Here is a 22,355-nt window from a genome sequence, read left to right on the forward strand (position 1 = left end):
TCAATTCCGCAGGGTCGTTGACACGCTACTTGTGCACGGCCCCCATAAGTTTTTCGGGCAGCCAGGTTGCGATCTCGGGGAACAAGCACAGTATTACGATCGCCAGCATCATGCAGACCACATAAGGCAGCGTGCCCCACATTACCTTTGCTAGCGGGACGTCCGGGGCGATGGCGTTGACGATGTAGATATTGAGGCCGACCGGCGGATGGATCAGGCCGATCTCCATGTTGATGGTCAAAATCACGCCGAACCAGACCGGGTCGAAGCCTGCCGCAGTGATGATCGGCAACAGGATCGGGCTCGTCATTAGGATGATGGCTGCGGGCGGAATGAAAAAGCCGCAGACCAGCAAGAAGACGTTGATCAGGGACATCAACGCCCATCTGTTGACGTGCAGGTCGGCGATCGCCTGCGCCAGTGTCTGCGTCAGATAAAGCGAGGTAAGCATGTAACCGAATAGCACCGCGGTAGCGATGATGGTCAGGATCATCACTGACTCTCGCATGGTGTCGCGCAGGATGTGCCAGATCTGGCCCGGCCGCCAAAGTCGGTAGATCGCGATCGCCAGGATCAGGCAGAGAGCGGCGCCGACGCCGGCCGCCTCCGAGGGCGTAGCGATGCCGCCATAGAGCGTGTACATGACGCCGATCACGACGATCAGGAATGGTACGACCTTCGGGACCGCCGCGAACTTCTCCCTCCAGCTGTAGCGAAAGCCGGCGGCATGCGAACGAAAGCCACTGCGCCAGATCTTATATAGGGTCCACAGCATGAACATCGCAGTCAACATCACGCCCGGCATCACGCCGGCGATAAACAATCGGCCGATCGAAGTTTCGGTGGCAATGCCGTAGAGGATGAAAGTGACGGAAGGTGGAATGAGAATGCCGAGCGTTCCGCCGGCGCAGATCGAACCGGTCGCGACCTCGTCGGGATAGCCGCGACGTCGCATCTCTGGGATGCCCATTTTGCCGATAGCCGCGCAACAGGCGGGCGATGACCCGGTCAGCGCCGCAAAGATCGCACAGGCGCCGATATTGGAAATCGCCAATCCGCCGGGGAGGCGATAGAGCCAGCGATCGAGCGCTTCGTACAAGTCCTTGCCGGCCGGCGAGGAGCCGATCGCAGCGCCCATCATGACGAACATCGGAATAGCCACCAAGGTAAATTCGTCGAGCCCCGACCAGACGGTTTCAGCGACGACGTTCAGGCTGTCGAAGCCCTGGAAGATGACAAGGAAGGCCACCGCTATGGCGCCAAGGCCAAAGGCAACCGGGATACCGGACACCAGCATCAACAGCGTGACGATCAGAACAATGAGGCCCTGGACGCCCGGGCTCACAGGGGCTCTCCGACGGCTTCGTGCGCTTGCGCGCGGACAACGTCCTCCGCGCCCTGCTTCTCCGAAATGCCAAAAGGCGGAGCGCGCCCCGTCACAAGGCGAAGCAGCTCAACCAGGTATTGCAGGACCACAAGGCCAAGACCGATCGGCATTGAGAGATAGGGAATCCAGAGTCGTGCACGCCAGACAGTGTTGGACAACCAGCCTTCCGTGTAAGCCTCGTACCAGTAGATCGTACAAAGCACGAAGATCGCCACGCAGAAGGTGAGCGCAATCAGGCTAGTCACCAGGGCAAGCCAGTAGCGTGTGCGGAGGCCGACGTGGAGCGGCAGGATGTCGACATTGACGTGCCCGCGCGTCATCAGGACGTAAGCGCTGCTGATGAAAGTCGCGCCGACCACGCAATAGGTCACCACGTCGATCTGCCAGATCGTGGTGAGATTGAGCACGTAACGCTCGATCACCAGGTCGCAGATCACAAGAACGGCAAGGCCGATCAGCACCGCGCCTGTCACCCCGGCTACGCGCGACAGAAAGCTCACGGCCCGTATGAAATGATCCATCAAACTGTCCGAGCTGCTGCAATCTACATTCCGACCGGCGATCGGCGCCCGCCGGACGTTATGCCGGGCGCCGCCACTTGTCGCTATTTCACCGCGAGCGCTTCGTTGATCAGCTTTTGCCCGTTCGGCACGTCCTTGGCGAACTTGGCATAAGAGCTCGTCTTCGCCACCTCGAGCCAAGCCTGATAGTCGGCGTCGCTCAGCGTTACGACCTTCACCTTGTGGTCCTCGAACGCCTTGATGGCATCCTTGTTCACCGCGTCGGCCTTGCCCTCGTAATACGCCTGCGCCACCTTGCCGGCCGCCACGATGGCGTCCTGCTGCTTCTTGTCGAGCCTGTCGAAGTTCTTCTTCGACATCAGCACGGGCTCGTACATGAACCACAGCGCGTTGTCGCCCGGCGCGGTCAAGCAGTCTGTTACTTCATAGAGCCGCATCGACTGAAAGGTGCCGAGGCTCGTGTCGGTCCCGTTCACCACGCCGGTTTGGAAAGCGTTGTAGATTTCGTTCGACGGCGGACTCACGATGCTGGCGCCGGCCGCTTCCCACATGCCGGCGAAGGTTGGGCCGGCGGCGCGGAACTTGCGGCCCTTCATATCGTCCGGCTTCACAATGCAGCCGTTCTTCGAAGCCATGCCGCCCGCAAACCAGGCGTCAGACAGCACGACGGCGCCGTGCTTCTCGATTTCGGTGCGGATGTCCTTCATGAATTGCGAGTCGTTGATGCGTTTTGCACGATCCTGGCTGCGGATTAGGCCCGGCATCAGCGTAGCGCTGAAGGCTCGCACCTTGCCACTGGCATAGTCGAGCGGGAACAGCGTGATGTCGAGCTGACCGTTGACCATGGCGTTCCATTGGTCGTTAGGCTTGAACAGCGAAGCGCCTGGATAGACCTGAATGTCGATCCCGACATTGGCACCCTTCACTTCTTTGGCGATCATCTGCACCATGTCGTCGCGCACATCGCCTTTGCCGCCTGGAAACTGATGCGACGCCTTCATAATAGTCTGCGCCTGTGCTGCGCCTGAGATCGCAATCGCGGTGACCGCACCAGCTAAAATTTTGGAAATCCGTTTCATGTGTTCCTCCTGGATTGCTTTATCGTTGCCCCTAAGACGCCCGGGGCTTGCGATCAAATCCCACCACGAGGCGCACCGCCATTCCGGCACGCATATGACTTTAGTAGCATGCGACCAACGGGTACCGCCAAATCCTGGTTTCCGCAGCAGCGTGGGTTTCGCAACGGCTGGAGCTTCATGCACGCGAAGCCTAGCGCCGTTCGTTTCATACCCACGTCGATCGCTCACCCAGCCATCCGGCGATCACTGTTCATGCGACCAACGCTGCGGCGCGGCGAAGGCGAAGTCGTTGTTGAGGTCGGCGGTCGAATTGTGGCGTCGCCGCACACGGTCAGTAAGGACTAACTATACGCAAGACGAGCGACACGCTCTTGAGCAAGTGCAGGTCAGTTCTGCGAAAACATGCCGATTCGCGCATGGCGCGTGGCGTCGCCCCAGACTTTAGTAGAGCGCCGCGCCGAGAGCGCGTCCCGCCGGATGTGGATAGGGCAGCCGCCCGGCAAGCAAAGCTGCAGCAACGGCAAAAGCGGAAGAAACAAATGGATGGGATTAACCGGCGTGCCTTTTTAGGGAGGACGGCTGGCGTGGCGGGGACCTTGATCCTGCCGCTGCCGGCACGAGCTCAGACTGCCGCCTCAATGCTCACGCCGGGCGTCCCCGGCGGCATTGCGACCTACGCCAACAAAGCAACGCTACCAGCCGAGAAGCCGCTGATCGAGCTGGCAGACCGGCCGCCGAACTACGAGGCTCCGCCCGAGTATTTCCGCACGCCGATCACACCGAATGACCAGTTTTTCGTGCGCTATCACCTTACCGATATCCCGGAGGTGAATGTCGCCGACTACAAGATCAAGGTCGATGGCGACGGCGCCAACAATTCCACCGAGCTGACGCTCGATGACCTGAAGAAGATGCCGGCGGTCGAGATCGCCGCCGTCAACCAGTGCTCCGGCAATCGTCGAGGCCTGTCCACCCCGCACGTCCCCGGCGTGGAGTGGGGTTATGGCGCCATGGGATGCGCCCGCTGGAAGGGGCCGCGGCGTCCTTGACAAGGTCGGCATCAAGAAGGAGTGCATCGAAATTGCGCTCAATGGCGCCGACGGGCCGGCATTCGACAAGATCCCGGATTTCACCAAGAGCATCCCGATCTGGCGCGCGATGGGCGAATCCACTATCGTCGCCTATGAGATGAACGGGCAAGCGTTCCCGCATCTCAACGGCTTCCCGGTGCGGCTCGTCGTTCCAGTATACTAGTGACGGCCGACGTGAACACTGATCTCGGGCCCCTGGTCAGTATGGTCCAGAAGGGGACCTGGTGCCATGAAACCTCTCACGCAAACATCGCCGGCGTTACCTCCTCCACCTCGATGATCACGTCGGCCGGAATATTGGCGCGCCTTGCTGCGTTGCGAATGGCGTCAGCGCTTTCGGCCTCATAAAGACAGTAGGTCTTGCGCTTGTCTGCACTCAGAAAGGAGAAGATCCACTTCACTCCTTCCTCATCGTTGATGAGGTCGACTCTTTCGACTCCTTCCTTAGTGAACTCCAATTTTTCTGCGAAGTTTCGCTCGATAATAAAACGCGGCATGGCCCTCTCCCGTGTACGAAGTGACACGTCAGTGCAGTTGACCGCGGAGCCTCGTAAGCAGAGCGGTCATGTTCAGGCGACTTGCCATCGCCAGAGATTCGTTCAACAGCGCATCGGCATGTGTGATGTCGCCGTGGCGGCCGCGGCGGCGCAGCATGTGCGCGTATCGGTTCTGCGCGTGCGCCAGCCAAGGCCATGCATGCATGTGCCGGTCGATCCGTAGCGCCTCCTCGAAGTGCTCTTCGGAACGATCCCAGTCGCCGAGCATGTCGGCGAGGGCTCCGAGGAAGCGGCCGGCCGATCCGTAGCAGACGGTCACGACACCGGCCGTGACGGTCATGTGGCGGTAGGGCTCGAGCAGATCGTACAAGGCACGCGCGCAGCGCTCGTCCTCAAGCGCCGCGCAGACATCGGCAAGATAGGAAAGCGTCGTGCTCCGCTTCGCATCCATTGGGAAGGCGAAATCGGTCTGCCGCAGCTCGTCCAGCATCTTTTGTGCCTGCGGCTTGAAGCCCAGCTCCGTCGCGACGAGCGCGAATCCGGGCTTCCAGGTATTGCCTTCTGGTTCGTCATTGATCAACTGTTTGATGACAGGGGCAATCTCCGCCAGGCGTCCCTGCTCACGGCGGATTGTGAACATCTGCATGCCGTAAACGCCTTCGACACTCTCCCCATGCGTCCTGCGACCCATCGCATGCGCGTTCTCGGCGAGGTTCTCGGCGGCCGCAAAGTCGCCGATCAAAAGAGCCTGCATGGCTCGCCCTAGCTGCGCAACCCATTCCTGGTGCAGCATCTGACGGCCTTCAATTGATGACTGAAACTGGTCTAAAGCCGCGATCATCCCCTGGTAGTCGCCAAATTCGGCCGAATAATAGATGTGCACAGAAAGGATTCGGGTCCGGAGGTCGGCGTCATTCAGCCGATCGGCAATGGCGAGCGCCTCGCTGAGGCGGTTGCGCAGGTCCGCAGATTGCGTCCCCGAGAGTGCTGCCGGCACCAGAAATGGAGTAAACAGAACTTCACAGAGAGAGCGGTCGTCCTCGAGGCGGCGCGCCATTTCGATGGCCTCGGAATTGAAGACGTCAGCACGCTCGAAATCACCCTTCATCAAGAACGCTCGACCGAGCGCACTCAATATCTGGCAGCGCTGCCGGCTGTTTCCTTCTTCGATCGCCGATAAGGCTTCGAGCAGCAGCTTGATGGAAGGTTCAAGAGAGTCGTGATAGTAGAACCGGGCGTGTCCAAAACCGATGGCGCAGTTGGCGAGTGCATCACTGTTTCCACGGGCTCGTGCCTCGCCGGCGGCGCGCTCGAATGTGGCGGAAGCCTGTTGCAGATGGCCGGCCGCCGATTGCGCCCGACCCAATGCGATTCTTGTCTCGAGCACGGCGTCCTCGCGCCCTTCCAAATCGGGCAGTCTCTCAGCGATGGCCAGGGCCTTCCCGTAATGATCGATGGCCTCGTCGTTCGCCGAGCGCGCCAGCGCGCGCTCGCCGGCACGCCGCCAGAACGGCAGGGCCAACTGTGGTAGTCCGGCCTCGGAAAAGTGTCGCGCAACCAGCTCCGGCTGGGTGTCCGCTGTCTCACGGCGGTACTCGGCAAGGGCGCGGGCAATTGCCGCATGATACCGCTGTCTTCTGCTCGTCAGCAGGGACTGGTATGCCGTGTCCTGAATGAGGGCGTGCCTGAACGCCAAGGCATCCTCGGAAGGACCCCCTCTCAGAACCAGATGCGCCGCCATCAGCTCGGCGACGGCCGCATCGAGATCGGCGATCGGAAAATCGCACACATGAGCAAGCAGGTCTCGGCTGAACTCGCGGCCGATGACAGAGGCGATTTGGGCGGTTTCTTTCGCGGTCGGCTGGCAGCGATCGAGGCGTGCCATCAAGGAGCCCTGCAGCGTCGCCGGAAGCCCCACCTCTAATTCGCCCACGCCGGCCTCGCGCTCGACCAGAGAGCGGGCCAGCTCCTCGATAAACAGGGGGATGCCATCGGTCCGGCCGACGATCTCATCGATCATGCGCGCGCTGGCAGTGGCGCCGGCAATGTGCCGCACCATGTCGGCGATCTGAGGCTTTGCCAGCGGCCCGAGGGAGAGCTGCAGCACATGGCCGTAAAGGCTGGGCCATTCAGAAGTCCAGCTCGGCCGGTGTGTCACGAGCAACATGATCGGTGCTCGGTTGATTGGCGCCATCAGCGTATCGAGCAGCTCGGTGGTAGTGGGATCGATCCAGTGAGCGTCCTCGACAATAATCAGGACTGGAGAGCGCGCGGCGCGCTGCAGGAACCGGTCGACCAGCGTCTGCAGTGTGAGGCTCTTCCTTTGCTGTGGCGTCAGGTCGATCTTGCCGTACCGATCATGGCAATCGAGGGACAAAAGCTCCGCGTAAACGGGTGCCACCATTCGAAGGTCGGCACCCACCTCGGCGAGCATATGCTCAAGTTTGTCGAGCCGTTGTTCGTTGCTATCGCCCGGCCGAAAGTCGGCGGCGCGGCCGAGATTCTGAACAATCGGAAATAGGGTACTGTGGGTATGATAGGGCGAACATTGAAAACGCAGGACGACGTTCGGCGTCGCGCCCAGCTTTTCTGAAAAGGCCTGTACCAACCGGGATTTACCGATGCCGGCATCCCCCGAGAGCAGGATTGCCTGTCCCTCTCCTGCGCGCGCAAGCTCCCACCTTTCAACGAGCAGCGCGATCTCGTGCACGCGACCTACGAAAGGCGACAGCTCTCCGGCGTGCGCCGCGTGGAATCGGCTTTCGACCTCTCGCTCGGACTTGACGAGATGCACGCGAATGCCCATCCCAAATCCCTTAAGAGGCTTTTCACCGAGGTCCTCGACGACGAAGGCATCGCCGATCAGTCGCCTGGTCGCCTCCGCGATAACGAGTTGACTCGGCCGCGCGCTCGCCTGGAGCCTGGCTGCGAGATTGGGCGTCTCACCCGCCACCGCACCTTCCTCGCGGACCCAGCCTCCAACGAGGTCCCCGACAACGACGAGCCCCGTGGCTACCCCGACCCGGGCCTCGAGCTCGATAGCGTCGGGCTTCAGCAGTTGCACGGCGGCCAGGGCGTCGAACCCCGCTCGGACCGCGCGTTCGGCATGATCCTCGTAGGCGCATGGCCATCCGAAATACGCCATGACGCCGTCGCCCATGAATCGGGCGACGTAGCCGCCATAACGGGTGACCGCGCCGGCGACCCGATCCTGATAGCTGCGAAGCACCTCGCGCATATCCTCGGGATCGAGCCGCCGAGACAGCTCCGTGGAACCAACCAGATCGCAGAACAGGACGCTCAGCAGGCGTCGCTCCGGCGGCCGTTCCGGGGGAGCGCGCGGCAACGGCTGATCGTTCGAATGGAAATAGTTGACGCCTGCCGCCGATAGCGCGCCCCCGAAGGACTCAGCAACCGCCGCCAGGATGATCTTGCGGTGTCCGAGCGATACCCCCAGTTCGCGAAGATCCATCTCCGTAAGATGCGGGAGTACCCTCAGATCGACATCACCGGCGGCGAAGACATCACAATATTGCCCGAGGCCAAGAGCACGCAGCCACATATTGATGTCTTGGCTCATGAGCCCGCTCGCTGGTCTAGAGGTTTTTTCCTTATCTGCTCCCGGTCAACTTTGGAGCGCGTGCGCGCCTTTCGCCGGGGAAAGCGCCTCGCCCGCTCGGGTCAAGCAGAGCGGACGATATTCTGTGGCGACTACTCGGCAGTCGCAGACGATAGGACCTCGTGCCGATGCGAAGTCCCTACGCAGCACGCTGCATTTGGACATTTTACTGCAAACGTGCAGCCGAGCATAGAACTGCCGCAGCGCGATAATTTTAGGCAGGCCCGATCGGCAGCGGGTGCAGATATTTGCTCGCCGGCATAGCCTTCGCCAAGCCAGACGTTCACGTTATCATAGGCGAGCAGGCGGCGAGAACGTGCAGCCGTTGCTCATTGCGCGGGCCCTTGAGAGACCAGCGCTTTCGCGCGGAGAATCTCCTCCATTACTGACCTTTCCTTCCACGGCATCGACACCTCCCGCCCAGAACCGGAAAGTGTCACCTCTAAATCTCACCTTATGTCTCAGGTCGCTCATTGGTCCCTCCTTTGTCTCCCGTCAGGCGGTCACTGTACCGCGGACGGCCGCACGTTCTGGTTCAACCGGAACAGATTGTCCGGATCGTACTTGGCCTTCAGCGCCGCGAGACGGGCGTAGTTCGAGCCGTAGGCGCCTGTCACGCGATCGGTCTCGTCCTCCGGCATGAAGTTGACGTAGACGCCGCCAGTTGCGTGGGGCGCAGTCTCGGTAAAGAGCTTACGGGCCCAAGCGATCGAACGCTGCTCGTCGGTCGGGTCGCGCCATCGCGTATGAACGTTCATGACGAAATTTGCATCGCGGTGGGGGAAAGCCGTGGCGTCGACAGCCTTGCGGCCGGTGGCGCCGCCAAGCTGTCCAATAAAAATCTCGCACTCCCCGGTCGGCAGGCTCGTCGTATGGCCAACAAGCGTGTCGAGGAGGCCGTCGCTGAGCCCGACGAAATTGTGCGACTTCCAGTAATTGTAGGCGCCAGGCGTGAGCAGCGGGTCGAACGCGGTCTGCCAGGCCGCGAATGGCTGCATGCCGATCACGTCGGCGATTGGCTCTCCGAGCCCGCGCAAGGGTTCCAGCGCGCGATTACCCTCACTCTCCGCGCCTGTATAGCAGACGGCAAACGCGACGATCTCCTTGCCGTGAACCTCGGCAGGCAGGAACGGCAGCGGCGGCGCCTGCCTGAGCACCACCCACACGGTCAATTCATCGGGCGCCTTGGCGGCGACGTCGCGATAGCCTGCAAGCACCTCCTTCGCCCGTGCGAAGGGATGGACGATGAGCCCGGCCAGGACCATTGGTCCGACCGGATGCAGGCGGAAATCAAACGAGCTCACCACCCCGAAATTGGCGCCGCCTCCGCGCAGCGCCCAGAACAGGTCGGCATTCTCGGTGATGCTTGCCCGGACAAGCTCACCTTCGGCCGTCACCACGTCGGCCGAGATCAGGTTGTCGGCGGCAAGTCCGAACTTGCGGCTGAGCCATCCGAAGCCGCCGCCCAGCGTCAATCCCGCAACGCCAGTCGTCGAGTTGATGCCGAGCGGGGTAGCGAGGCCGAAAGCCTGCGCCTCATTGTCGAATTCGCCGAGCGTTGCGCCCGGCTCGACTTGCGCGGTGCGGTGAAACGGATCGACCCGGACCGAGCGCATCACCGAAAGATCGATCAAGAGCCCGCCTTCACAAACGGCATTGCCCGCGATGTTGTGGCCGCCGCCGCGCACAGCGACCAGAAGGCCATGCTCGCGCGCAAAACGCACGGCACGAATGATGTCTGCGGCCCCTTTGCACCGCACAACAGCGCCGGGGTGGCGGTCGATCATCGCATTCCAGATTGTGCGTGCCTCATCGTAGCCCGGCTCCTCGGCCAGGCAGAAATTGCCCCGTAATGTTTGGCGAAAGGCATCTATCGCATCGCCTCCAAGCGTAATCGCCCCGCCTTGCAGCGAGGCCAGCCGCATCTCCGTCATGGCATCTCCTCCGTAACTGGGCGCGAGTGTTCCCACGCCAGCTCACATTTCTGGACAGGATCAGCACAAAAGGCGGGCGCTGCTGACAGATGGATTCGCAACTGGAGCAGCGCAGAATCGTCCGCTGCCTACCGTTCGACATGGCGAACGGCGAATTTCCGCCTGAACGTGAGTCGGCTCGGCGAAAGAATGGTTCAGCGACAGAATGTCACGTTCGAACTAGCTGGCTCACAATCTCCTCTCTCCTGCCTGTGAGATCCAAGTTTCTGCTGGTTTGGCTCTCTATCGCTCGCACCTGCGCCGGAGCGCCGGCCTTGGCGGTTGCTGTTCGTATGACGAGCAACGGTGGTGCTTTGATCCAACACTCGCGACCGGACTTGTTGATGGCCGCCTGAACCTCCGCGCTCGCTGCGCCGATGTCTCCCGTCTCAACCAAGAGCAGCTGCAGGTCCAATATCGACATTGGATTGGAGGTCACCAATGGGGTGGCTGGCACAGACACCATTGTAGCCGAGGCTCGGCAGTGATCGGCGGCCTCGCCGCTGGCGCCTAGATTGGCGGCGCGATCGCGAACGCAAATGCAGTGGCCTACTGCGCACAGCACTACCGCTCCTATGATCCCGTCAGGAACGTACCTTGGGTACGACGGGATGCGGCACCCTTGCTGTTACTGGAGCAGCCCTCCGGTCGCCTCAATCGATGGGCGACAGCCCGGTACTTGAGGATCTCATCCCGACCAACCGGTTGCCATGTTCCCAGGGCTCACCTCGCGCTACCTTTGCCGCGAGATGCCTATGACCCCGTCGGGTTCTTATCCATCGCATGGATGGCCACGGTGTCGCGGCTGTCGTGCCCAGGTTTCGCTGCACACGTAGAGCTTTTGGCCTGCTTGCCTTCCGCAGAGACCGTGAGATAACCCGTTGAGTTAACATCCCAATGAGCTACCGGGCCCGACGTTGAGCGCTCAGACGCAGTTTGCGCCTCCGTATTGGACAGATAAAGACTAGTCTTCGGCAGCAGAAGGATAATTCCAAAAGCGGCGAGCTTCAGTCCCAATCGCATGCTGGCCTCCGCTCTTCCACATCAGCAGGGCATCGTCACGGATAGCAGGGGGAAGAAACGTCAGCAAATTCGCATGATACCCTAAGGGGACATACGGAGAAGGCGGAGGGGAGCTGCTCAATTGCGTCCCCTCTGCGTAAAGCCGGATATCATGCAACAATGATCTCACCCAGTCCGAACGGGAAGTCGCGGAAACCAAAGTCGCCCGATATGAGCAGCAACCCGGAAAGTTCCTTAAGGATCAGCTTCGGTCCTGCATGAGCCCGCAAGCCTTGGTCGGGTTGCATCGAACAGCTGACCGCCCTTAACTCGAATGAGCAGACGGCTTCGGGCACACGAGCGGCCATCTTGCTCGCGAGAACCGATCCTAGAGTCACGAGGCGGCACTTTCTCTAGGTGCCTAAAAACTCATCGCATCGCGCGCAAGGGCCGGTTCGCGCGCTACTACCCTGAAGGGACGCATGGATCTGCACTTGAGCCGATCTTCCGTCATCCATGACCACATCCTTGGAGGAGAACCAACGACCGCTCAGACTATTCGAGCCGACGCTGTGCTAACCTGTTATTATGGCAAATGAGACTGCCCCCATCTCTGGAGCCGGCATAGCCGGTCCGACGCTTTCGTATTGGCTCGCCCGGGCGGGGTGGAAGCCTACGATCATGGAGAGCGCGCCATCGATGCGGACGGGTGGCTACGTGATCGACTTTTGGGGGCTCGGATATGACGTTGCCGACCGGATGGGACTTTGTGGAGACCTTGATCGTCTCGGCTACCGCGCGAGGGAGATGCGGATCGTTGATGACCGAGGTAAGCGCAAGACTGGGGTCGGCACGAACGTCTTCCGCGAGATAATCGGGGGGCGTTTTGTTACCGTTCGGCGTAGCGACCTTGCGCGCCTGCTGCTGGAGAAAGCAAAGTCGGTCACGGAAATCATATTCGCCGAGCAGATAGTGGGCCTTGAGCAGGATCAGCATGGTGTAGATGTCACGTTCAAACGCGCTCATCCACGGCGGTTTGATCTTGTGATTGGCGCCGATGGTTTGCATTCAAATGTGCGAAATCTCGTTTTCGGTCCTGAAGAGCTGTTCGAACGATCGTTAGGCCACATGGTAGCTACCCTCGAATCTCGGGGATATTGACCGCGCGACGAGGACATCTATATCATTCACAATGAACCGGCTTGCATGCTTGGGCGCTTGGCTCTCCGCGACGACCGGACTCTGTTGCTTTTTGTGTTCGTGGACAGCGCTATTGAGCCCAGGTCGGCACATCACGTCGCATCCCAGAAGGCCCTGTTACGGAAACGATTCGGCGGTGGTGCGTGGGAGAAATCGCGCATCCTCGATGAGTTGGATCGTGCGGCAGACCTCTATTTCGATTGCGTCAGCCAGATACATATTCGTCCGTGGTCGCATGGGCGTATCGCTCTCGTGGGCGATGCCGCATTTTTTGCTTCGTTGATGGCGGGCCAAGGATCGCCGTTGACAATGACCGCCACCTACGTGCTCGCCGGCGAGCTCGCTCGTGCGGGTGGCCGATCCTACGCGGAAGCCTTTCATCGATATGAGAGCCGCCTGCGTCCCTACATTGAAAACAAACAGAGAGCTGCAAGAAATTTCAGCGGCGCGTTTGCGCCGAGGACCTCCCTTGGCTTGTTCGTCCGCAATCTGGTTATTTCTGCTACCGCGATCCTAGGACTAGCGCGACTAGCGTTCGGCAGGGACCTAGTCGATAAGCTGGCCCTTCCCGAATATGGTTGGCGCTGATATTTGGAGGCTGACGATTTGATGCCAGAGCGAAAACGACTCCTCCCGATCCTTGCGGGAGCGGCTGGTGGCGCGGTTGCTATTGGCATCATGGAAGCATTTTCGCTCTCCACAGCATTTCCGTTGGTTGCAATCCCGTTTGCCACCTCAATTGACTTGGTCTTGGGTTCGCCGGAAGCCGCCCCTGCGCAACCGCGGGCGCTCGCGGCCATATGGTTTCCACGGTGGTTGGTCTGCTGGTCGTCAAGACATGCGGGCCGGCCGTGTGGGCTGCCGCATTGGCCGTAGGCCTGGCCATGATTGCCATGCACCTGACAGGTACGTTTCATCCGCCAGCGGGCATCGACCCGCTGGTGGTGGTATCAAACAATATGTCGCGGTCATTCCTATTCGCGCCAGTTGGCATCGGCGCGGTGTTGCTGACGCTTTTCGCATTTGCTTGGCACAATCTTGTCGCGCGAGGAGCCAACAAGAGCGACGTCTGGCCTGTCAGATGGTGGTAGTCGATAGCCTGTTCGCGCCGGGGTATTTGACCATAAATGCTGACGGCGGAGGAGTCCGCCTTATACGCCCGAAGGGCCAATGACTCCTGTCGATTCCTCGCGCTCGATAGGAAGAGGCCATGGCCCCCATCGATCGATCGTTGATTGTCGCAAAGCACGATGCCCGCGCCGAGCAGGAGGTGATTGTGGACGCGCGACGACTGTTCACGGTTCGAGGATCGCAGGATGCTCGACTTGGGTCGTAACCACGTGCTCGCCGTTGCCGAGAGGTGCAAAGAATATGCCCTTAAGTGCAAGATTATTGGCTTCGCTGCCGCCGCTGGTAAAGACGATCTCGCTGCTACGGCACCCAAGCAACTCGGCGACCTTCGTGCGCGACGCCTTGAGCGCAGCTTTGGCTTCGAGCGACGTCCAGTGGCCGCTTGAGGGGTTGCCATAATGTTCCTTCAGAAACGACTCCATCGCGGCGACGACTGTGGGATCGACCGGCGTGTTAGCATTGTAGTCGAGATACAATGCGCTGCATCGGCCTCACCTCTCTAGAATGCCGGAACCTCATCGGCTTCCGCTGTAGGGTGCAGTGAGTTCTTTCCGCGCTGCGTCGGCACCGGAACCGAACCATTCATGCTACCTACCCGAGCATATCGCACCGCTTCTGCATGTATTCCTCGCGGTTGATCTCGCCCCGCGCGTAGCTCGTCAAGAGCATCAAGCCCGGGCGAACCACGCCAGGCGCGACCCGGACGATCCTCCCAGCCGGCGCTGCCGTATCGAACGACCGCCACCACGGCGGCAACGATTAAGCCGAGAATGAGCAGCGGAATCACAAAATGAAGCGGCCAAAGCCAGCCGAAGCCGCCCCATCCCATCATCCCATAGCCGCCGTTCCACATCATGACTAATCCTCCAAATTCTGAAAGAAACCGGAGTGACGGTTGATGGCGACGCGTTGCACCAGCGAATTGTCCTTCGTGACGATATCAGCCACGATCGTGTCGGCGTCCTTTTCCTTCACGTCGCCGACGTTCAAGCGGGGGTTGCCTTGCCAGGAAATCCAGCGATCGAGATAAGCCTTCACATTATCCGCGGAAAGCTTGAGATCGCCCGACGCACTCCAGGACGGACTATAGCCGCGCATCATGAATCCGGGGCCGCCACATCCACCCCACGGACCGGGAGCGCCCATCATCTGCGGCCCCATCATTCCCCACGGGCCGGCTGGATATGAGGACGCGACGAGAGCCCCATATCCAAACAGAAGCACAACAAGGGAGATCACGAGAATTTACCGAAATCAGGAAAGGTCTACGCATGACCGCCTCCTTGACAGATGATTCGATCACGTCCGAGAGCCAGCGGGTTGATTCTGATCAATATCGTGGAACGACTGCGCTAGCGCGAACGCCACGATCTTCGGTGTGACCGGGCTTGCTCCGGGTGCTCGCCCCCTGCAACGCCACCCGCAAGCATTTTTTTTTTCGCACGGTCAACATGACCCTCAAACACGACTTGATACGGATCAACCTCATCACGAGCTGAACCAGGCATTATGCTCCTTGAACTGGACGAACGTCTGCCATTCGAACCTGCCACCATGGCGGGCTTGCGGAACTGGGACCGAATCGCGCGGTCTTGGCGTCGCGGACAGCTAATGTGCGAACTATTTGCCATATCGAGCCGATTTCCCGTGACGGTCGACCTGTCGCTCGAGACGTTCTCGCGCCATGGTGGCCTCTCCGGCCCGCACAAGGATGGCTGGGGCATCGCCTATTACGAGGCGGGCGACGTCCGTCTCATCAAAGACACGACCGCTGCAAGCCAGAGCCCTTGGGTTCGGTTTGTGGAGGAGCGCGGGCTGCACAGCCAAATGGTAATTTCCCACATTCGCCGCGCAACGATCGGTGGCGTCGGCCTGAGGAACATCCAACCCTTCATACGCGAGCTTGGCGGATCTGTGCACGCATTTGCGCATAATGGTCATTGTGCGCGCGTCGTGTCAGATGACCGCTTCCGATTTGGGCATTACAGACCGATCGGAGAGACGGACTCCGAGCATGCATTCTGCGCGCTCCTCGGTCGACTGCAGCAGCTGTGGCTCAACAATGGGGCGGTGCCGCCCTTGGCCGAGCGCGCCGCGATTGTGAGAGGATTCGCCGCCGACTTGCGATCACTCGGGCCGGCGAACTTCCTATACTCTGATGGCGATGCCCTCTTCGCGCATGCCCATCGCCGCCGGCATGGAGATGCGATCCGCCCGCCCGGACTGCACGTGCTGGTGCGCAAATGTGGGAGGAGCGGCGACATGTTCGAGACAAGCGGGTTAACGATCGAAGCCGGCAGCCAGACTGTCGTGCTCTTCGCGAGCGTGCCGCTGACCGACGAGCCTTGGAAGCCCCTCGACGAAGGGAAGGTCATTGTGGCCCAAGATGGCGTGTTGATGCCGGAAAGAGTCGGTAGTGCGGCCGCGGGTGCCGAAATGCGGGCGGAGGGATGAACCGGGGCGCCCAGTACGTCGGAGACGACGGTCCCGGTCCGGCGACCGCCGTCGGCGCACTTGCTGCTCTCCGCTCCAGCCGCGACACCGGCCTTCAGACCGATGAGGCAGCGGCCCGGCTTGAGCGGGACGGCGCCAACGACGTCCCCGAAGAGAAAGCCCATCCGCTTACCCGCTTCGCACACAAGTTCTGGGGCCTCTCGGCCTGGATGATCGAGCTGATCGCCCTGCTGTCCCTGGTCCTCTACAAATGGGCCGACTTCTGGATTGCGCTGGCGCTCCTTCTCATCAACGCGATCCTTAGCTTCCTTCAGGAAAGCCGCGCCTCGGCCGCGGTCTCGGCGCTCAGACACCGGCTGCAGGTCACGGCACGGGTGCTGCGCGACGGAACCTGGCAGGCGATACCCGCGAGGAACCTAGTTTGCGGCGATGTCATCCGCGTGCGCTCTGGGGATTTCGTGCCTGCCGACGTCCAAATCGTCGACGGGGCGCTGGAAGTCGACCAGTCGGTGCTCACCGGCGAGTCACAGCTGCTCACCAAGGCAAATAACGACGCGCTCTACTCGGGCTCGATCGTGCGGCAGGGCGAAGCGACGGCCGTCGTCGTCGCGACTGGGGTCAGGACCTATTTTGGCCGCACAACCCAACTCGTCCAGAGCGCGCATCCGAAGCTGCACGTCGAGGAGGTGATCGCGCGCGTCGTCCGGTGGCTGTTCGTCATCGTCGGCATGCTGGTCTCAATTACCCTGGTCGCATCGTTCATCGAAGGCCTGCCGCTCATCGACATCCTGCCGCTGTCCCTGGTCTTGCTAATGAGTGCCGTACCCGTGGCACTTCCGGTCATGTTCACCGTCAGCATGGCAGTCGGTTCAGTCGAGCTCGCCCGCCACGGCGTGCTCGTCACGCGACTGAGCGCTGCGGAGGACGCAGCAAGCATGGATGTGGTCTGCGCCGACAAGACGGGAACGCTCACCATGAACCGGCTGTCGCTCGCGGGTACGCTGCCGCAGCCGGGACATGCCAAGGACGACGTCGTACGCGACGGTGCCTTAGCGTCAACCGAGGCGAACCAGGATCCGATCGATCTCGCATTCATACACGCTGCTCAAGAGCGCAAGCTTTTGGACGGAACAGAAAGGCTGCTCTCTTTCGTGCCCTTTTCGCCCGAAACCCGCCGGACCGAGGCGCGCGTCGAGCGCAGCGGTCGCAAGACGCGGGTCGTGAAGGGCGCGCTGCGCACGGTCGCGGAAGCCGTGGAGCTGGACTCCGAAGCAGTGCTCGCGCTTGAGGCGCGTGCTACAGAAGCCGCGCAGAAAGGCTTTCGCGTCCTCGCCGTCGCGCGGGCCGACGGCGACGAACCGCTGCGGCTTGTGGGCCTTGCACTGCTCTATGATGCGCCTCGCCCCGACTCGCGCCGGCTCATCGACGAGCTGCGCTTCCTTGGCGTTGTGGTCAAGATGCTGACCGGTGATGCACTGCCCGTCGCACGCGAGGTTGCCCGCGAGCTTGCTCTGGGCGAAGTCGTGCGAGTCCCCGAGCTGCGCGCCGCGGAGAATGCATCGACGGAGCGCGCGGCAGATTTGGTCCGGGGATCAAGTGGCTTCGCCGAGGTGTTCCCAGAGGACAAGTTCCTCGTCGTCAAGAGCCTCCAGCATGCCGGCCATGTGGTCGGCATGACCGGAGACGGAGTGAACGACGCGCCGGCGCTGAGGCAGGCCGAGGTCGGCATCGCGGTGAGCGGCGCAACCGATGTCGCCAAGGGCGCCGCAAGTGTGGTGCTCACAACGGACGGCCTCGAGGGCATCATCGACCTGGTCAAGAACGGGCGCGCCATCTATCAGCGCGTGCTCACATGGATCGTCAACAAGGTGAGCCGGACCATCCTCAAGGCGGGATTCGTGGTGATCGCCTTTCTTGTCACGGGCAAATTTGTCATTTCCGCATTGGGCATGATCCTGCTCGTCTTTATGACAGACTTCGTCAAGATCGCGCTTTCGACCGACCGGGTGCACCCGTCGCCGAAGCCGGAGAGCTGGAGGGTCGGCCCGCTGGTGGCGCTGGCGATTCTCCTCGGGCTGATCATGCTTGTGGAGGCGCTGGCCCTGCTCGCCATCGGCTGGACCAAATTTGATCTCGGTGCCGCCCCCGGCCAGCTCCATACATTCACGTTTCAAACGCTGCTGTTCTTCGCGTTGTTTTCGATCCTGTCGATCCGCGAACGCAGGGCATTCTGGGCCTCGAGGCCGAGCGCCATTCTAACGACGGCGCTCCTTGCCGACGCTTGCGTCGGGCTCCTGATCGGCAGGATCGGCCTGGCCGAACTGCGGCCTCTGCCCCTTGCCCAAACATGCCTGATTGTCGGATTCTCTCTTGTCTGTTCACTCGGTATCAACGACCTCGTCAAATCGCTATTGCTCGCGCGCTGCCGCGTGAGACCGCGCGTGCGTCCCAATCATACTGAATGTCTTTCTACCTTGTGATTTTCCACGGCGGCCGTTCTTTCCATGCAGCGCACGACCAGCCCATCAGCATCTCTGCTGTCCACCGCAGGCAAGTACGGCGAAGAAATCCGAATAATCACGACGCCGATGGAGGCGTCCAGGTTCACCTGTCGGTCGCGAACCCAAACGAGTACCTGCCCAAGAAGTCTCGCAGCGACCCGACGTTGTAAGACCAGCTATGAGCAGGCCTCTAAGGTTGACCCGCCACCGTCTGGCTTTGATGTAGATTAAGGAAACGATGGCAGCCGAGTGCAACATTGTGCGCCCAACCGGTTTGTATTGCAGGCCGCGCCGCCGAGGCGGCGCGGCCAGCAACCTGGATCAAATCTGTAACAATTGGCGATTGGGAGGAACGAAATGTCGTATTACTTTTCGAAATCGCTGGATGTACCTATGGCGCAAGCTGTGGAGAAAGCGGTTGACGCACTGAAATCGCGCGGATTCGGGATATTGACGAGAATCGATGTTCAATCGGTGCTGAAGGACAAGATCGGAGCCGATTTCCATCCTTATGTCATTCTCGGCGCCTGCAATCCAAGGATGGCCCATCAGGCGCTACAGGCTGAAGACAAGATCGGCACGATGCTTCCATGCAATGTGATCGTCCAGGAGGTTGGCGACAAGACCGAAGTCGCTGCCGTGGACCCGGTCGCTTCAATGCAAGCGATTCAAAATCCTGCGCTTGAGGCCATCGCCGTCAAGGTTCGGGAAGAGTTGAAGGCTGCGGTTCAGGCGATCTGACCGCTTGACGGAAATTGCCTCGCTTCATCGTCCACAGTGGCAAACCCGGACAGGTTGATTGTGCCCTCAGGAGCCTTGGATCGCCGGAGATAATGTCCCCAAGACGCTGACAATTCCCACGACGAGAGCACCAAGCATTTGTTCGCACAGAATGCCGCGGCGCAGTCTTTCGAGCGCAAGCTCGGACCGATTGATGCTCGATGCTTTCGCAAGGATCGGAACGAGCCAGAACCGGTTCGACGCCGCAAGACACAGCATCAAGCCAAACAGGGCAAGCTTCAACAACAGCAACTCGCCATAGCCGGTGCCGATCAGAGCCGACCAAGAGCCGAGGCGCAAGGCGCGCGGCCCACACGCGTCCGAAGCCGGTATCCCACAGCACCGACCACAATGCCTCTCCGTCGAACGCGCCTGCGAAGGTGCCGCTCATGTTTCCCACCGTGAAGAGAAACCAGACTAGGCCACTGAGAAGCACGCCGAAGGCCGCCCCAAGCAGCATGACCGCAAGCGGGCGCATCAGTCGTTTCAAACGACTGTCGGAAGCAGGTGAATACAGGACGAAAAATGCGCCGCCGAACAGGATGATCGCGCAGGTGAAATGAACGAAGCGGGAGAAAACGAGTCCCGCCTCGAGCATCATTGCGCAACCCTGAACGAGAAGTGGCCGTTCACCCTATGGGTATCTGCCGACACGGCGTTCCAATCGACATTGTACGTTCCGGGCGGAAGCGGCTTTGCGATCGGCACAATGAGCTGGCGTTTCTGGTTCGGATCAACCGTAGGCCCTCCCGTCTCGATCGCGCGCCCGCCTTCGTCCTTGACGGTCAATCCGGAAACATTTGGCGATCAGGTCCTCGCTGAACGTCAATCGGATCTCCGTCGGCGACGAAACGGTGGCGCCCTGGCCGGGGTTCGTGGATTGAAGAGCAGGATGGGCTTGCACCGCCCCGCTGACGATGCTGGTCAGCAGGATCGCAAGGACTTCGTTGCGGCGTTCTCGCAGATGGCACCGACCAAGACTCTATCCATTGTTCTGTGCGGCTTTTCGACGATTGAGTGCGAAGCCTATAGCTAGAGCCGCAATCATGAGTACCTGGGCCGCGACCGTTTGCATCGTTGGGAACAGACCAACCAACGAGATTCGTGGCACCGAGCGCAACGGTGCGATGCTGAAGATGCCGGCCTCTTGCAGGGCCGCGATGCCCTTGCCGGCCAGCACGACCGTCAGAACGGCCATCAGCCACGAACTGTAGGTGAAGAACTTGCCGATCGGCAGGTGGCGGCTATAGCGCAGCATCGCCCATGCGATGAAGGCCAGCGGTGCGCACGCGCTCAGCGCCCCGACGAGTATCGTTTCCCTGGGTCCACAGCGCCGCGTAGAAAAGGATCGTTTCGAACACCTCCCGGTAGACGACGATGAGAGTCCAAACAGTTACCAGGCCGAACCGCCGGACAACGCCTTCGCCATCTTTTCGCGAATGTAGTGTTGCCATTGGTCAGCTTGTGCCTTGCCGTGCATCCAGATGCCGACCGCGAGCAGGACCACGGCGGCGAAGACCGACCCGAACCCCTCCGTCAGTTCTCGGCTCGCGCCGCTGATCCCGATCACCCAGGTCGCGACGACCCAGGTCACGAAGCCGGCAACGAGGGCGCCTATCCAGCCCGCATGGACGTAGGGCATGACCTCCATCCGCTCGGCCTTGCGGAGAAAGGCGACCATGCCGCCACGATCAGCAGCGCTTCCAGCCCCTCGCGCAACAGGATCGTCGCCGCGCCCAGGAACGTCGAAAGACCGCTTGCGGCGTCAGGCGATAGCGCAACTTCCGCGTGGTCGAGAAGGTCGTTGAGGACCTGCGCGCGATCGGCGGGCGCATCGGCATTCTCTCCGCTCTGGATGGCAGCGCGGTACTCGCCCATCGCCCCCTCGATCCGCTCCATGAGCGGACGATCACGCGCGGCCAGCGTGGGCTCTATCGGCTCGAAGCCATCGAGATATGCGGACAACGCCAACTGGCTGGCGCGCTGCCGGTCCCCCGCACGATAAGTGGTGAGGCTTTCGGCCAGCCCGCCGCGCACCAGTGACAGGGGTCCAGCCTGCTGCCCCACCACGTCGGGATGGCGACGCAAGTACGCCATGAGGACGTCCGCCTTGTCCTGCCCGATCTTGCCGCCAAGCGCTGCGGGCGTCGTACCGACGAGCGTCTTCAGATCGGGGACAAGCCGTTAAAGCGAACGCTCCTGCTTCCATAGCCGCTCCCCCTCCGCCGCAGCAGCATCCGGGAAGGCAAAGTGACCGGCGTAGAACGCCAGGGCCCAGCGATCATCGGTCGAAAGGCTGTCAAAGTTCGGCATCGCGGTGCCGTCGAGACCTTGGGTGATCACCTGATAGAGGCCGAATACGCTACGTTGACGTGCGCGGTCGGTGTCGGTGAACGCGATGGGCGGCGTATCAAGTTTGGCGGCGTCCGGCCCATGACCGTCCCCGGCTTCGCCATGGCAGGCCGCGCAATTCTGGCCGAACAACGTCGCGCCGCGCGCGAAATCCGGAGCCTTTTTCGGCGCCGACGGCACCGGATAGGCCGCAAGCAACGCGGCAGCCAGGCCATGCGCGATACGTGCGACCTCCTCCGCATCGGCCTTGTCGGCAACGGCGTGCTGCACGCGGGCGGCTTCGGTCAGAAGCGCCTGCCGTTCCGGCCTGGGCGGCAGCGCCGCGAGCGTCGCGGTAACTGTCGTCGCGAACTCATCTGCTCGGCATATTCGGAAGGACTTAAGACCGTGCCATGCGACACGGCACCGGCATAATCCACCGCGATGTAATCCAACGATCGCCACGTGGTTTCGACATCGCTCGTCTCGGCCCTCGCTGCGCCCAAAAGAACTAGGACCAGCAGCATGGCGAGCACTGCAAGACGCGACGGTAAGGATAGCAGACTCACGGGATGCCACGTCGAATGTTGGATCCGACGACGGTCGTACCGCCGGTTTCGGGTCGGTGCAATTTGAGGCGTTCTAATTCCGCGCGAGGTCAACTTCTTTTGAGGCTCCTCCGCCGGCTTTCTCGCGGGGGTAACGCGGCGTGGACCCTATCGGAGTAATCTGGCCAACGGGCGTCACGCCGATCAGCAGACGACAACCGGACGCATAAAACTCTCGGCG

General features: G+C 61.1%; 22 protein-coding genes and 1 pseudogene. 8 read left to right on the forward strand and 15 right to left on the reverse strand.

Annotated features, from left to right (window positions below):
• Nucleotides 1-25: 25 nt before the first annotated feature.
• From ACR9YP_RS40455 to dctP, 3 genes are all read right to left on the reverse strand, one after another.
• Complete coding sequence (locus ACR9YP_RS40455; RefSeq protein WP_474218711.1) at nucleotides 26-1,345, reverse strand: TRAP transporter large permease; 1,320 nt, start codon at nucleotides 1,343-1,345, stop codon at nucleotides 26-28.
• Nucleotides 1,342-1,908 carry a TRAP transporter small permease subunit gene (locus tag ACR9YP_RS40460; protein WP_474218712.1) on the reverse strand — a complete coding sequence of 189 codons (567 nt, stop codon included), beginning with the start codon at nucleotides 1,906-1,908 and terminating at the stop codon, nucleotides 1,342-1,344. The genes ACR9YP_RS40455 and ACR9YP_RS40460 overlap by 4 nt, the downstream gene beginning before the upstream one ends.
• Nucleotides 1,909-1,991: 83 nt before the next feature.
• Nucleotides 1,992-2,987 carry a TRAP transporter substrate-binding protein DctP gene (gene dctP / locus ACR9YP_RS40465; RefSeq protein ID WP_474221207.1) on the reverse strand — a complete coding sequence of 332 codons (996 nt, stop codon included), beginning with the start codon at nucleotides 2,985-2,987 and terminating at the stop codon, nucleotides 1,992-1,994.
• Between the two features lie 638 nt (nucleotides 2,988-3,625).
• Between dctP and ACR9YP_RS40470 the strand changes: the two are divergent.
• Nucleotides 3,626-4,241: pseudogene (locus ACR9YP_RS40470) on the forward strand (molybdopterin-dependent oxidoreductase).
• Between the two features lie 76 nt (nucleotides 4,242-4,317).
• Here ACR9YP_RS40470 and ACR9YP_RS40475 read toward each other — a convergent pair.
• From ACR9YP_RS40475 to ACR9YP_RS40490, 4 genes are all read right to left on the reverse strand, one after another.
• On the reverse strand, nucleotides 4,318-4,575 hold the full coding sequence (locus tag ACR9YP_RS40475) for a DUF4242 domain-containing protein (RefSeq protein ID WP_474218713.1): 258 nt from the start codon (nucleotides 4,573-4,575) through the stop codon (nucleotides 4,318-4,320).
• Nucleotides 4,576-4,603: 28 nt separating this feature from the next.
• Complete coding sequence (locus ACR9YP_RS40480; protein ID WP_474218714.1) at nucleotides 4,604-8,155, reverse strand: ATP-binding protein; 3,552 nt, start codon at nucleotides 8,153-8,155, stop codon at nucleotides 4,604-4,606.
• Nucleotides 8,156-8,697: 542 nt separating this feature from the next.
• Nucleotides 8,698-10,128, reverse strand: coding sequence for an FAD-binding oxidoreductase (locus ACR9YP_RS40485; RefSeq protein WP_474218715.1), 1,431 nt, complete (start codon nucleotides 10,126-10,128; stop codon nucleotides 8,698-8,700).
• A 1,211-nt stretch (nucleotides 10,129-11,339) separates the two neighbouring features.
• On the reverse strand, nucleotides 11,340-11,537 hold the full coding sequence (locus ACR9YP_RS40490; protein WP_474218716.1) for a hypothetical protein: 198 nt from the start codon (nucleotides 11,535-11,537) through the stop codon (nucleotides 11,340-11,342).
• Between the two features lie 220 nt (nucleotides 11,538-11,757).
• Here ACR9YP_RS40490 and ACR9YP_RS40495 point away from each other — a divergent pair, with 220 nt between their 5' ends.
• The 3 genes from ACR9YP_RS40495 to ACR9YP_RS40505 all read left to right on the forward strand — a co-directional run bounded on the left by ACR9YP_RS40495 (nucleotide 11,758) and on the right by ACR9YP_RS40505 (nucleotide 13,460).
• Complete coding sequence (locus tag ACR9YP_RS40495; RefSeq protein ID WP_474218717.1) at nucleotides 11,758-12,330, forward strand: FAD-dependent monooxygenase; 573 nt, start codon at nucleotides 11,758-11,760, stop codon at nucleotides 12,328-12,330.
• 93 nt (nucleotides 12,331-12,423) lie between these two features.
• Nucleotides 12,424-12,957, forward strand: a complete 534-nt coding sequence (locus tag ACR9YP_RS40500) for an FAD-dependent monooxygenase (protein ID WP_474221208.1) — start codon at nucleotides 12,424-12,426, stop codon at nucleotides 12,955-12,957.
• A 212-nt stretch (nucleotides 12,958-13,169) separates the two neighbouring features.
• The gene (locus tag ACR9YP_RS40505; protein WP_474218718.1) at nucleotides 13,170-13,460 is read left to right on the forward strand and encodes an HPP family protein; all 291 of its coding nucleotides are present in this window, start codon (nucleotides 13,170-13,172) and stop codon (nucleotides 13,458-13,460) included.
• A gap of 204 nt (nucleotides 13,461-13,664) precedes the next feature.
• On the opposite strand, the gene ACR9YP_RS40510 is transcribed toward ACR9YP_RS40505, so the two are convergent.
• Genes ACR9YP_RS40510 through ACR9YP_RS40520 form a run of 3 tightly spaced genes read right to left on the reverse strand, consistent with a single transcriptional unit; the run spans nucleotide 13,665 to nucleotide 14,649 of the window.
• Entirely contained in the window at nucleotides 13,665-13,976 is a 312-nt protein-coding gene (locus ACR9YP_RS40510; protein WP_474218719.1) for an aminotransferase class V-fold PLP-dependent enzyme, read from the reverse strand.
• A gap of 23 nt (nucleotides 13,977-13,999) precedes the next feature.
• Complete coding sequence (locus ACR9YP_RS40515) at nucleotides 14,000-14,356, reverse strand: hypothetical protein (RefSeq protein ID WP_474218720.1); 357 nt, start codon at nucleotides 14,354-14,356, stop codon at nucleotides 14,000-14,002.
• 2 nt (nucleotides 14,357-14,358) lie between these two features.
• The gene (locus ACR9YP_RS40520; RefSeq protein ID WP_474218721.1) at nucleotides 14,359-14,649 is read right to left on the reverse strand and encodes a hypothetical protein; all 291 of its coding nucleotides are present in this window, start codon (nucleotides 14,647-14,649) and stop codon (nucleotides 14,359-14,361) included.
• A 462-nt stretch (nucleotides 14,650-15,111) separates the two neighbouring features.
• On the opposite strand from ACR9YP_RS40520, the gene ACR9YP_RS40525 reads away from it, so the two are divergent.
• The 3 genes from ACR9YP_RS40525 to ACR9YP_RS40535 all read left to right on the forward strand — a co-directional run bounded on the left by ACR9YP_RS40525 (nucleotide 15,112) and on the right by ACR9YP_RS40535 (nucleotide 19,196).
• Nucleotides 15,112-15,954 carry a class II glutamine amidotransferase gene (locus ACR9YP_RS40525; protein ID WP_474218722.1) on the forward strand — a complete coding sequence of 281 codons (843 nt, stop codon included), beginning with the start codon at nucleotides 15,112-15,114 and terminating at the stop codon, nucleotides 15,952-15,954.
• On the forward strand, nucleotides 15,951-18,434 hold the full coding sequence (locus ACR9YP_RS40530; RefSeq protein ID WP_474218723.1) for a plasma-membrane proton-efflux P-type ATPase: 2,484 nt from the start codon (nucleotides 15,951-15,953) through the stop codon (nucleotides 18,432-18,434). The genes ACR9YP_RS40525 and ACR9YP_RS40530 overlap by 4 nt, the downstream gene beginning before the upstream one ends.
• Nucleotides 18,435-18,812: 378 nt before the next feature.
• Nucleotides 18,813-19,196 carry a DUF302 domain-containing protein gene (locus ACR9YP_RS40535; protein ID WP_474218724.1) on the forward strand — a complete coding sequence of 128 codons (384 nt, stop codon included), beginning with the start codon at nucleotides 18,813-18,815 and terminating at the stop codon, nucleotides 19,194-19,196.
• A 66-nt stretch (nucleotides 19,197-19,262) separates the two neighbouring features.
• Here the strand turns inward: ACR9YP_RS40535 and ACR9YP_RS40540 are convergent, their stop codons facing one another.
• Nucleotides 19,263-19,535, reverse strand: coding sequence for a CopD family protein (locus ACR9YP_RS40540; RefSeq protein WP_474218725.1), 273 nt, complete (start codon nucleotides 19,533-19,535; stop codon nucleotides 19,263-19,265).
• A gap of 259 nt (nucleotides 19,536-19,794) precedes the next feature.
• Between ACR9YP_RS40540 and ACR9YP_RS40545 the strand changes: the two genes are divergently transcribed.
• On the forward strand, nucleotides 19,795-20,271 hold the full coding sequence (locus ACR9YP_RS40545; protein ID WP_474218726.1) for a hypothetical protein: 477 nt from the start codon (nucleotides 19,795-19,797) through the stop codon (nucleotides 20,269-20,271).
• Here ACR9YP_RS40545 and ACR9YP_RS40550 read toward each other — a convergent pair.
• The 4 genes from ACR9YP_RS40550 to ACR9YP_RS40565 all read right to left on the reverse strand — a co-directional run bounded on the left by ACR9YP_RS40550 (nucleotide 20,218) and on the right by ACR9YP_RS40565 (nucleotide 22,031).
• On the reverse strand, nucleotides 20,218-20,493 hold the full coding sequence (locus ACR9YP_RS40550; RefSeq protein WP_474218727.1) for a hypothetical protein: 276 nt from the start codon (nucleotides 20,491-20,493) through the stop codon (nucleotides 20,218-20,220). The two genes, ACR9YP_RS40545 and ACR9YP_RS40550, sit on opposite strands and share 54 nt — an antisense overlap.
• 135 nt (nucleotides 20,494-20,628) lie before the next feature.
• Nucleotides 20,629-20,877 carry an FTR1 family protein gene (locus ACR9YP_RS40555; RefSeq protein ID WP_474218728.1) on the reverse strand — a complete coding sequence of 83 codons (249 nt, stop codon included), beginning with the start codon at nucleotides 20,875-20,877 and terminating at the stop codon, nucleotides 20,629-20,631.
• Complete coding sequence (locus ACR9YP_RS40560; protein ID WP_474218729.1) at nucleotides 20,850-21,332, reverse strand: hypothetical protein; 483 nt, start codon at nucleotides 21,330-21,332, stop codon at nucleotides 20,850-20,852. The genes ACR9YP_RS40555 and ACR9YP_RS40560 overlap by 28 nt, the downstream gene beginning before the upstream one ends.
• Before the next feature lie 87 nt (nucleotides 21,333-21,419).
• Nucleotides 21,420-22,031, reverse strand: a complete 612-nt coding sequence (locus tag ACR9YP_RS40565; protein ID WP_474218730.1) for a c-type cytochrome — start codon at nucleotides 22,029-22,031, stop codon at nucleotides 21,420-21,422.
• Between the last annotated feature and the right edge of the window lie 324 nt (nucleotides 22,032-22,355).

It is taken from the genome of Bradyrhizobium sp. BR14999, from assembly GCF_056106085.1.

What these genes read in the sequence shown, in the direction of transcription:
- ACR9YP_RS40460 (WP_474218712.1), bottom strand. Translation starts at nt 1,908, where the DNA reads ATGGATCATTTCATACGGGCCGTGAGCTTTCTGTCGCGCGTAGCCGGG.
- dctP (WP_474221207.1), bottom strand. Translation starts at nt 2,987, where the DNA reads ATGAAACGGATTTCCAAAATTTTAGCTGGTGCGGTCACCGCGATTGCG.
- ACR9YP_RS40475 (WP_474218713.1), bottom strand. Translation starts at nt 4,575, where the DNA reads ATGCCGCGTTTTATTATCGAGCGAAACTTCGCAGAAAAATTGGAGTTC.
- ACR9YP_RS40480 (WP_474218714.1), bottom strand. Translation starts at nt 8,155, where the DNA reads ATGAGCCAAGACATCAATATGTGGCTGCGTGCTCTTGGCCTCGGGCAA.
- ACR9YP_RS40485 (WP_474218715.1), bottom strand. Translation starts at nt 10,128, where the DNA reads ATGACGGAGATGCGGCTGGCCTCGCTGCAAGGCGGGGCGATTACGCTT.
- ACR9YP_RS40490 (WP_474218716.1), bottom strand. Translation starts at nt 11,537, where the DNA reads ATGGCCGCTCGTGTGCCCGAAGCCGTCTGCTCATTCGAGTTAAGGGCG.
- ACR9YP_RS40495 (WP_474218717.1), top strand. Translation starts at nt 11,758, where the DNA reads ATGGCAAATGAGACTGCCCCCATCTCTGGAGCCGGCATAGCCGGTCCG.
- ACR9YP_RS40505 (WP_474218718.1), top strand. Translation starts at nt 13,170, where the DNA reads ATGGTTTCCACGGTGGTTGGTCTGCTGGTCGTCAAGACATGCGGGCCG.
- ACR9YP_RS40515 (WP_474218720.1), bottom strand. Translation starts at nt 14,356, where the DNA reads ATGATGTGGAACGGCGGCTATGGGATGATGGGATGGGGCGGCTTCGGC.
- ACR9YP_RS40520 (WP_474218721.1), bottom strand. Translation starts at nt 14,649, where the DNA reads ATGATGGGCGCTCCCGGTCCGTGGGGTGGATGTGGCGGCCCCGGATTC.
- ACR9YP_RS40525 (WP_474218722.1), top strand. Translation starts at nt 15,112, where the DNA reads ATGTGCGAACTATTTGCCATATCGAGCCGATTTCCCGTGACGGTCGAC.
- ACR9YP_RS40530 (WP_474218723.1), top strand. Translation starts at nt 15,951, where the DNA reads ATGAACCGGGGCGCCCAGTACGTCGGAGACGACGGTCCCGGTCCGGCG.
- ACR9YP_RS40535 (WP_474218724.1), top strand. Translation starts at nt 18,813, where the DNA reads ATGTCGTATTACTTTTCGAAATCGCTGGATGTACCTATGGCGCAAGCT.
- ACR9YP_RS40545 (WP_474218726.1), top strand. Translation starts at nt 19,795, where the DNA reads ATGAACGAAGCGGGAGAAAACGAGTCCCGCCTCGAGCATCATTGCGCA.
- ACR9YP_RS40550 (WP_474218727.1), bottom strand. Translation starts at nt 20,493, where the DNA reads ATGCTGCGCTATAGCCGCCACCTGCCGATCGGCAAGTTCTTCACCTAC.
- ACR9YP_RS40555 (WP_474218728.1), bottom strand. Translation starts at nt 20,877, where the DNA reads ATGCCCTACGTCCATGCGGGCTGGATAGGCGCCCTCGTTGCCGGCTTC.
- ACR9YP_RS40560 (WP_474218729.1), bottom strand. Translation starts at nt 21,332, where the DNA reads ATGGCGTACTTGCGTCGCCATCCCGACGTGGTGGGGCAGCAGGCTGGA.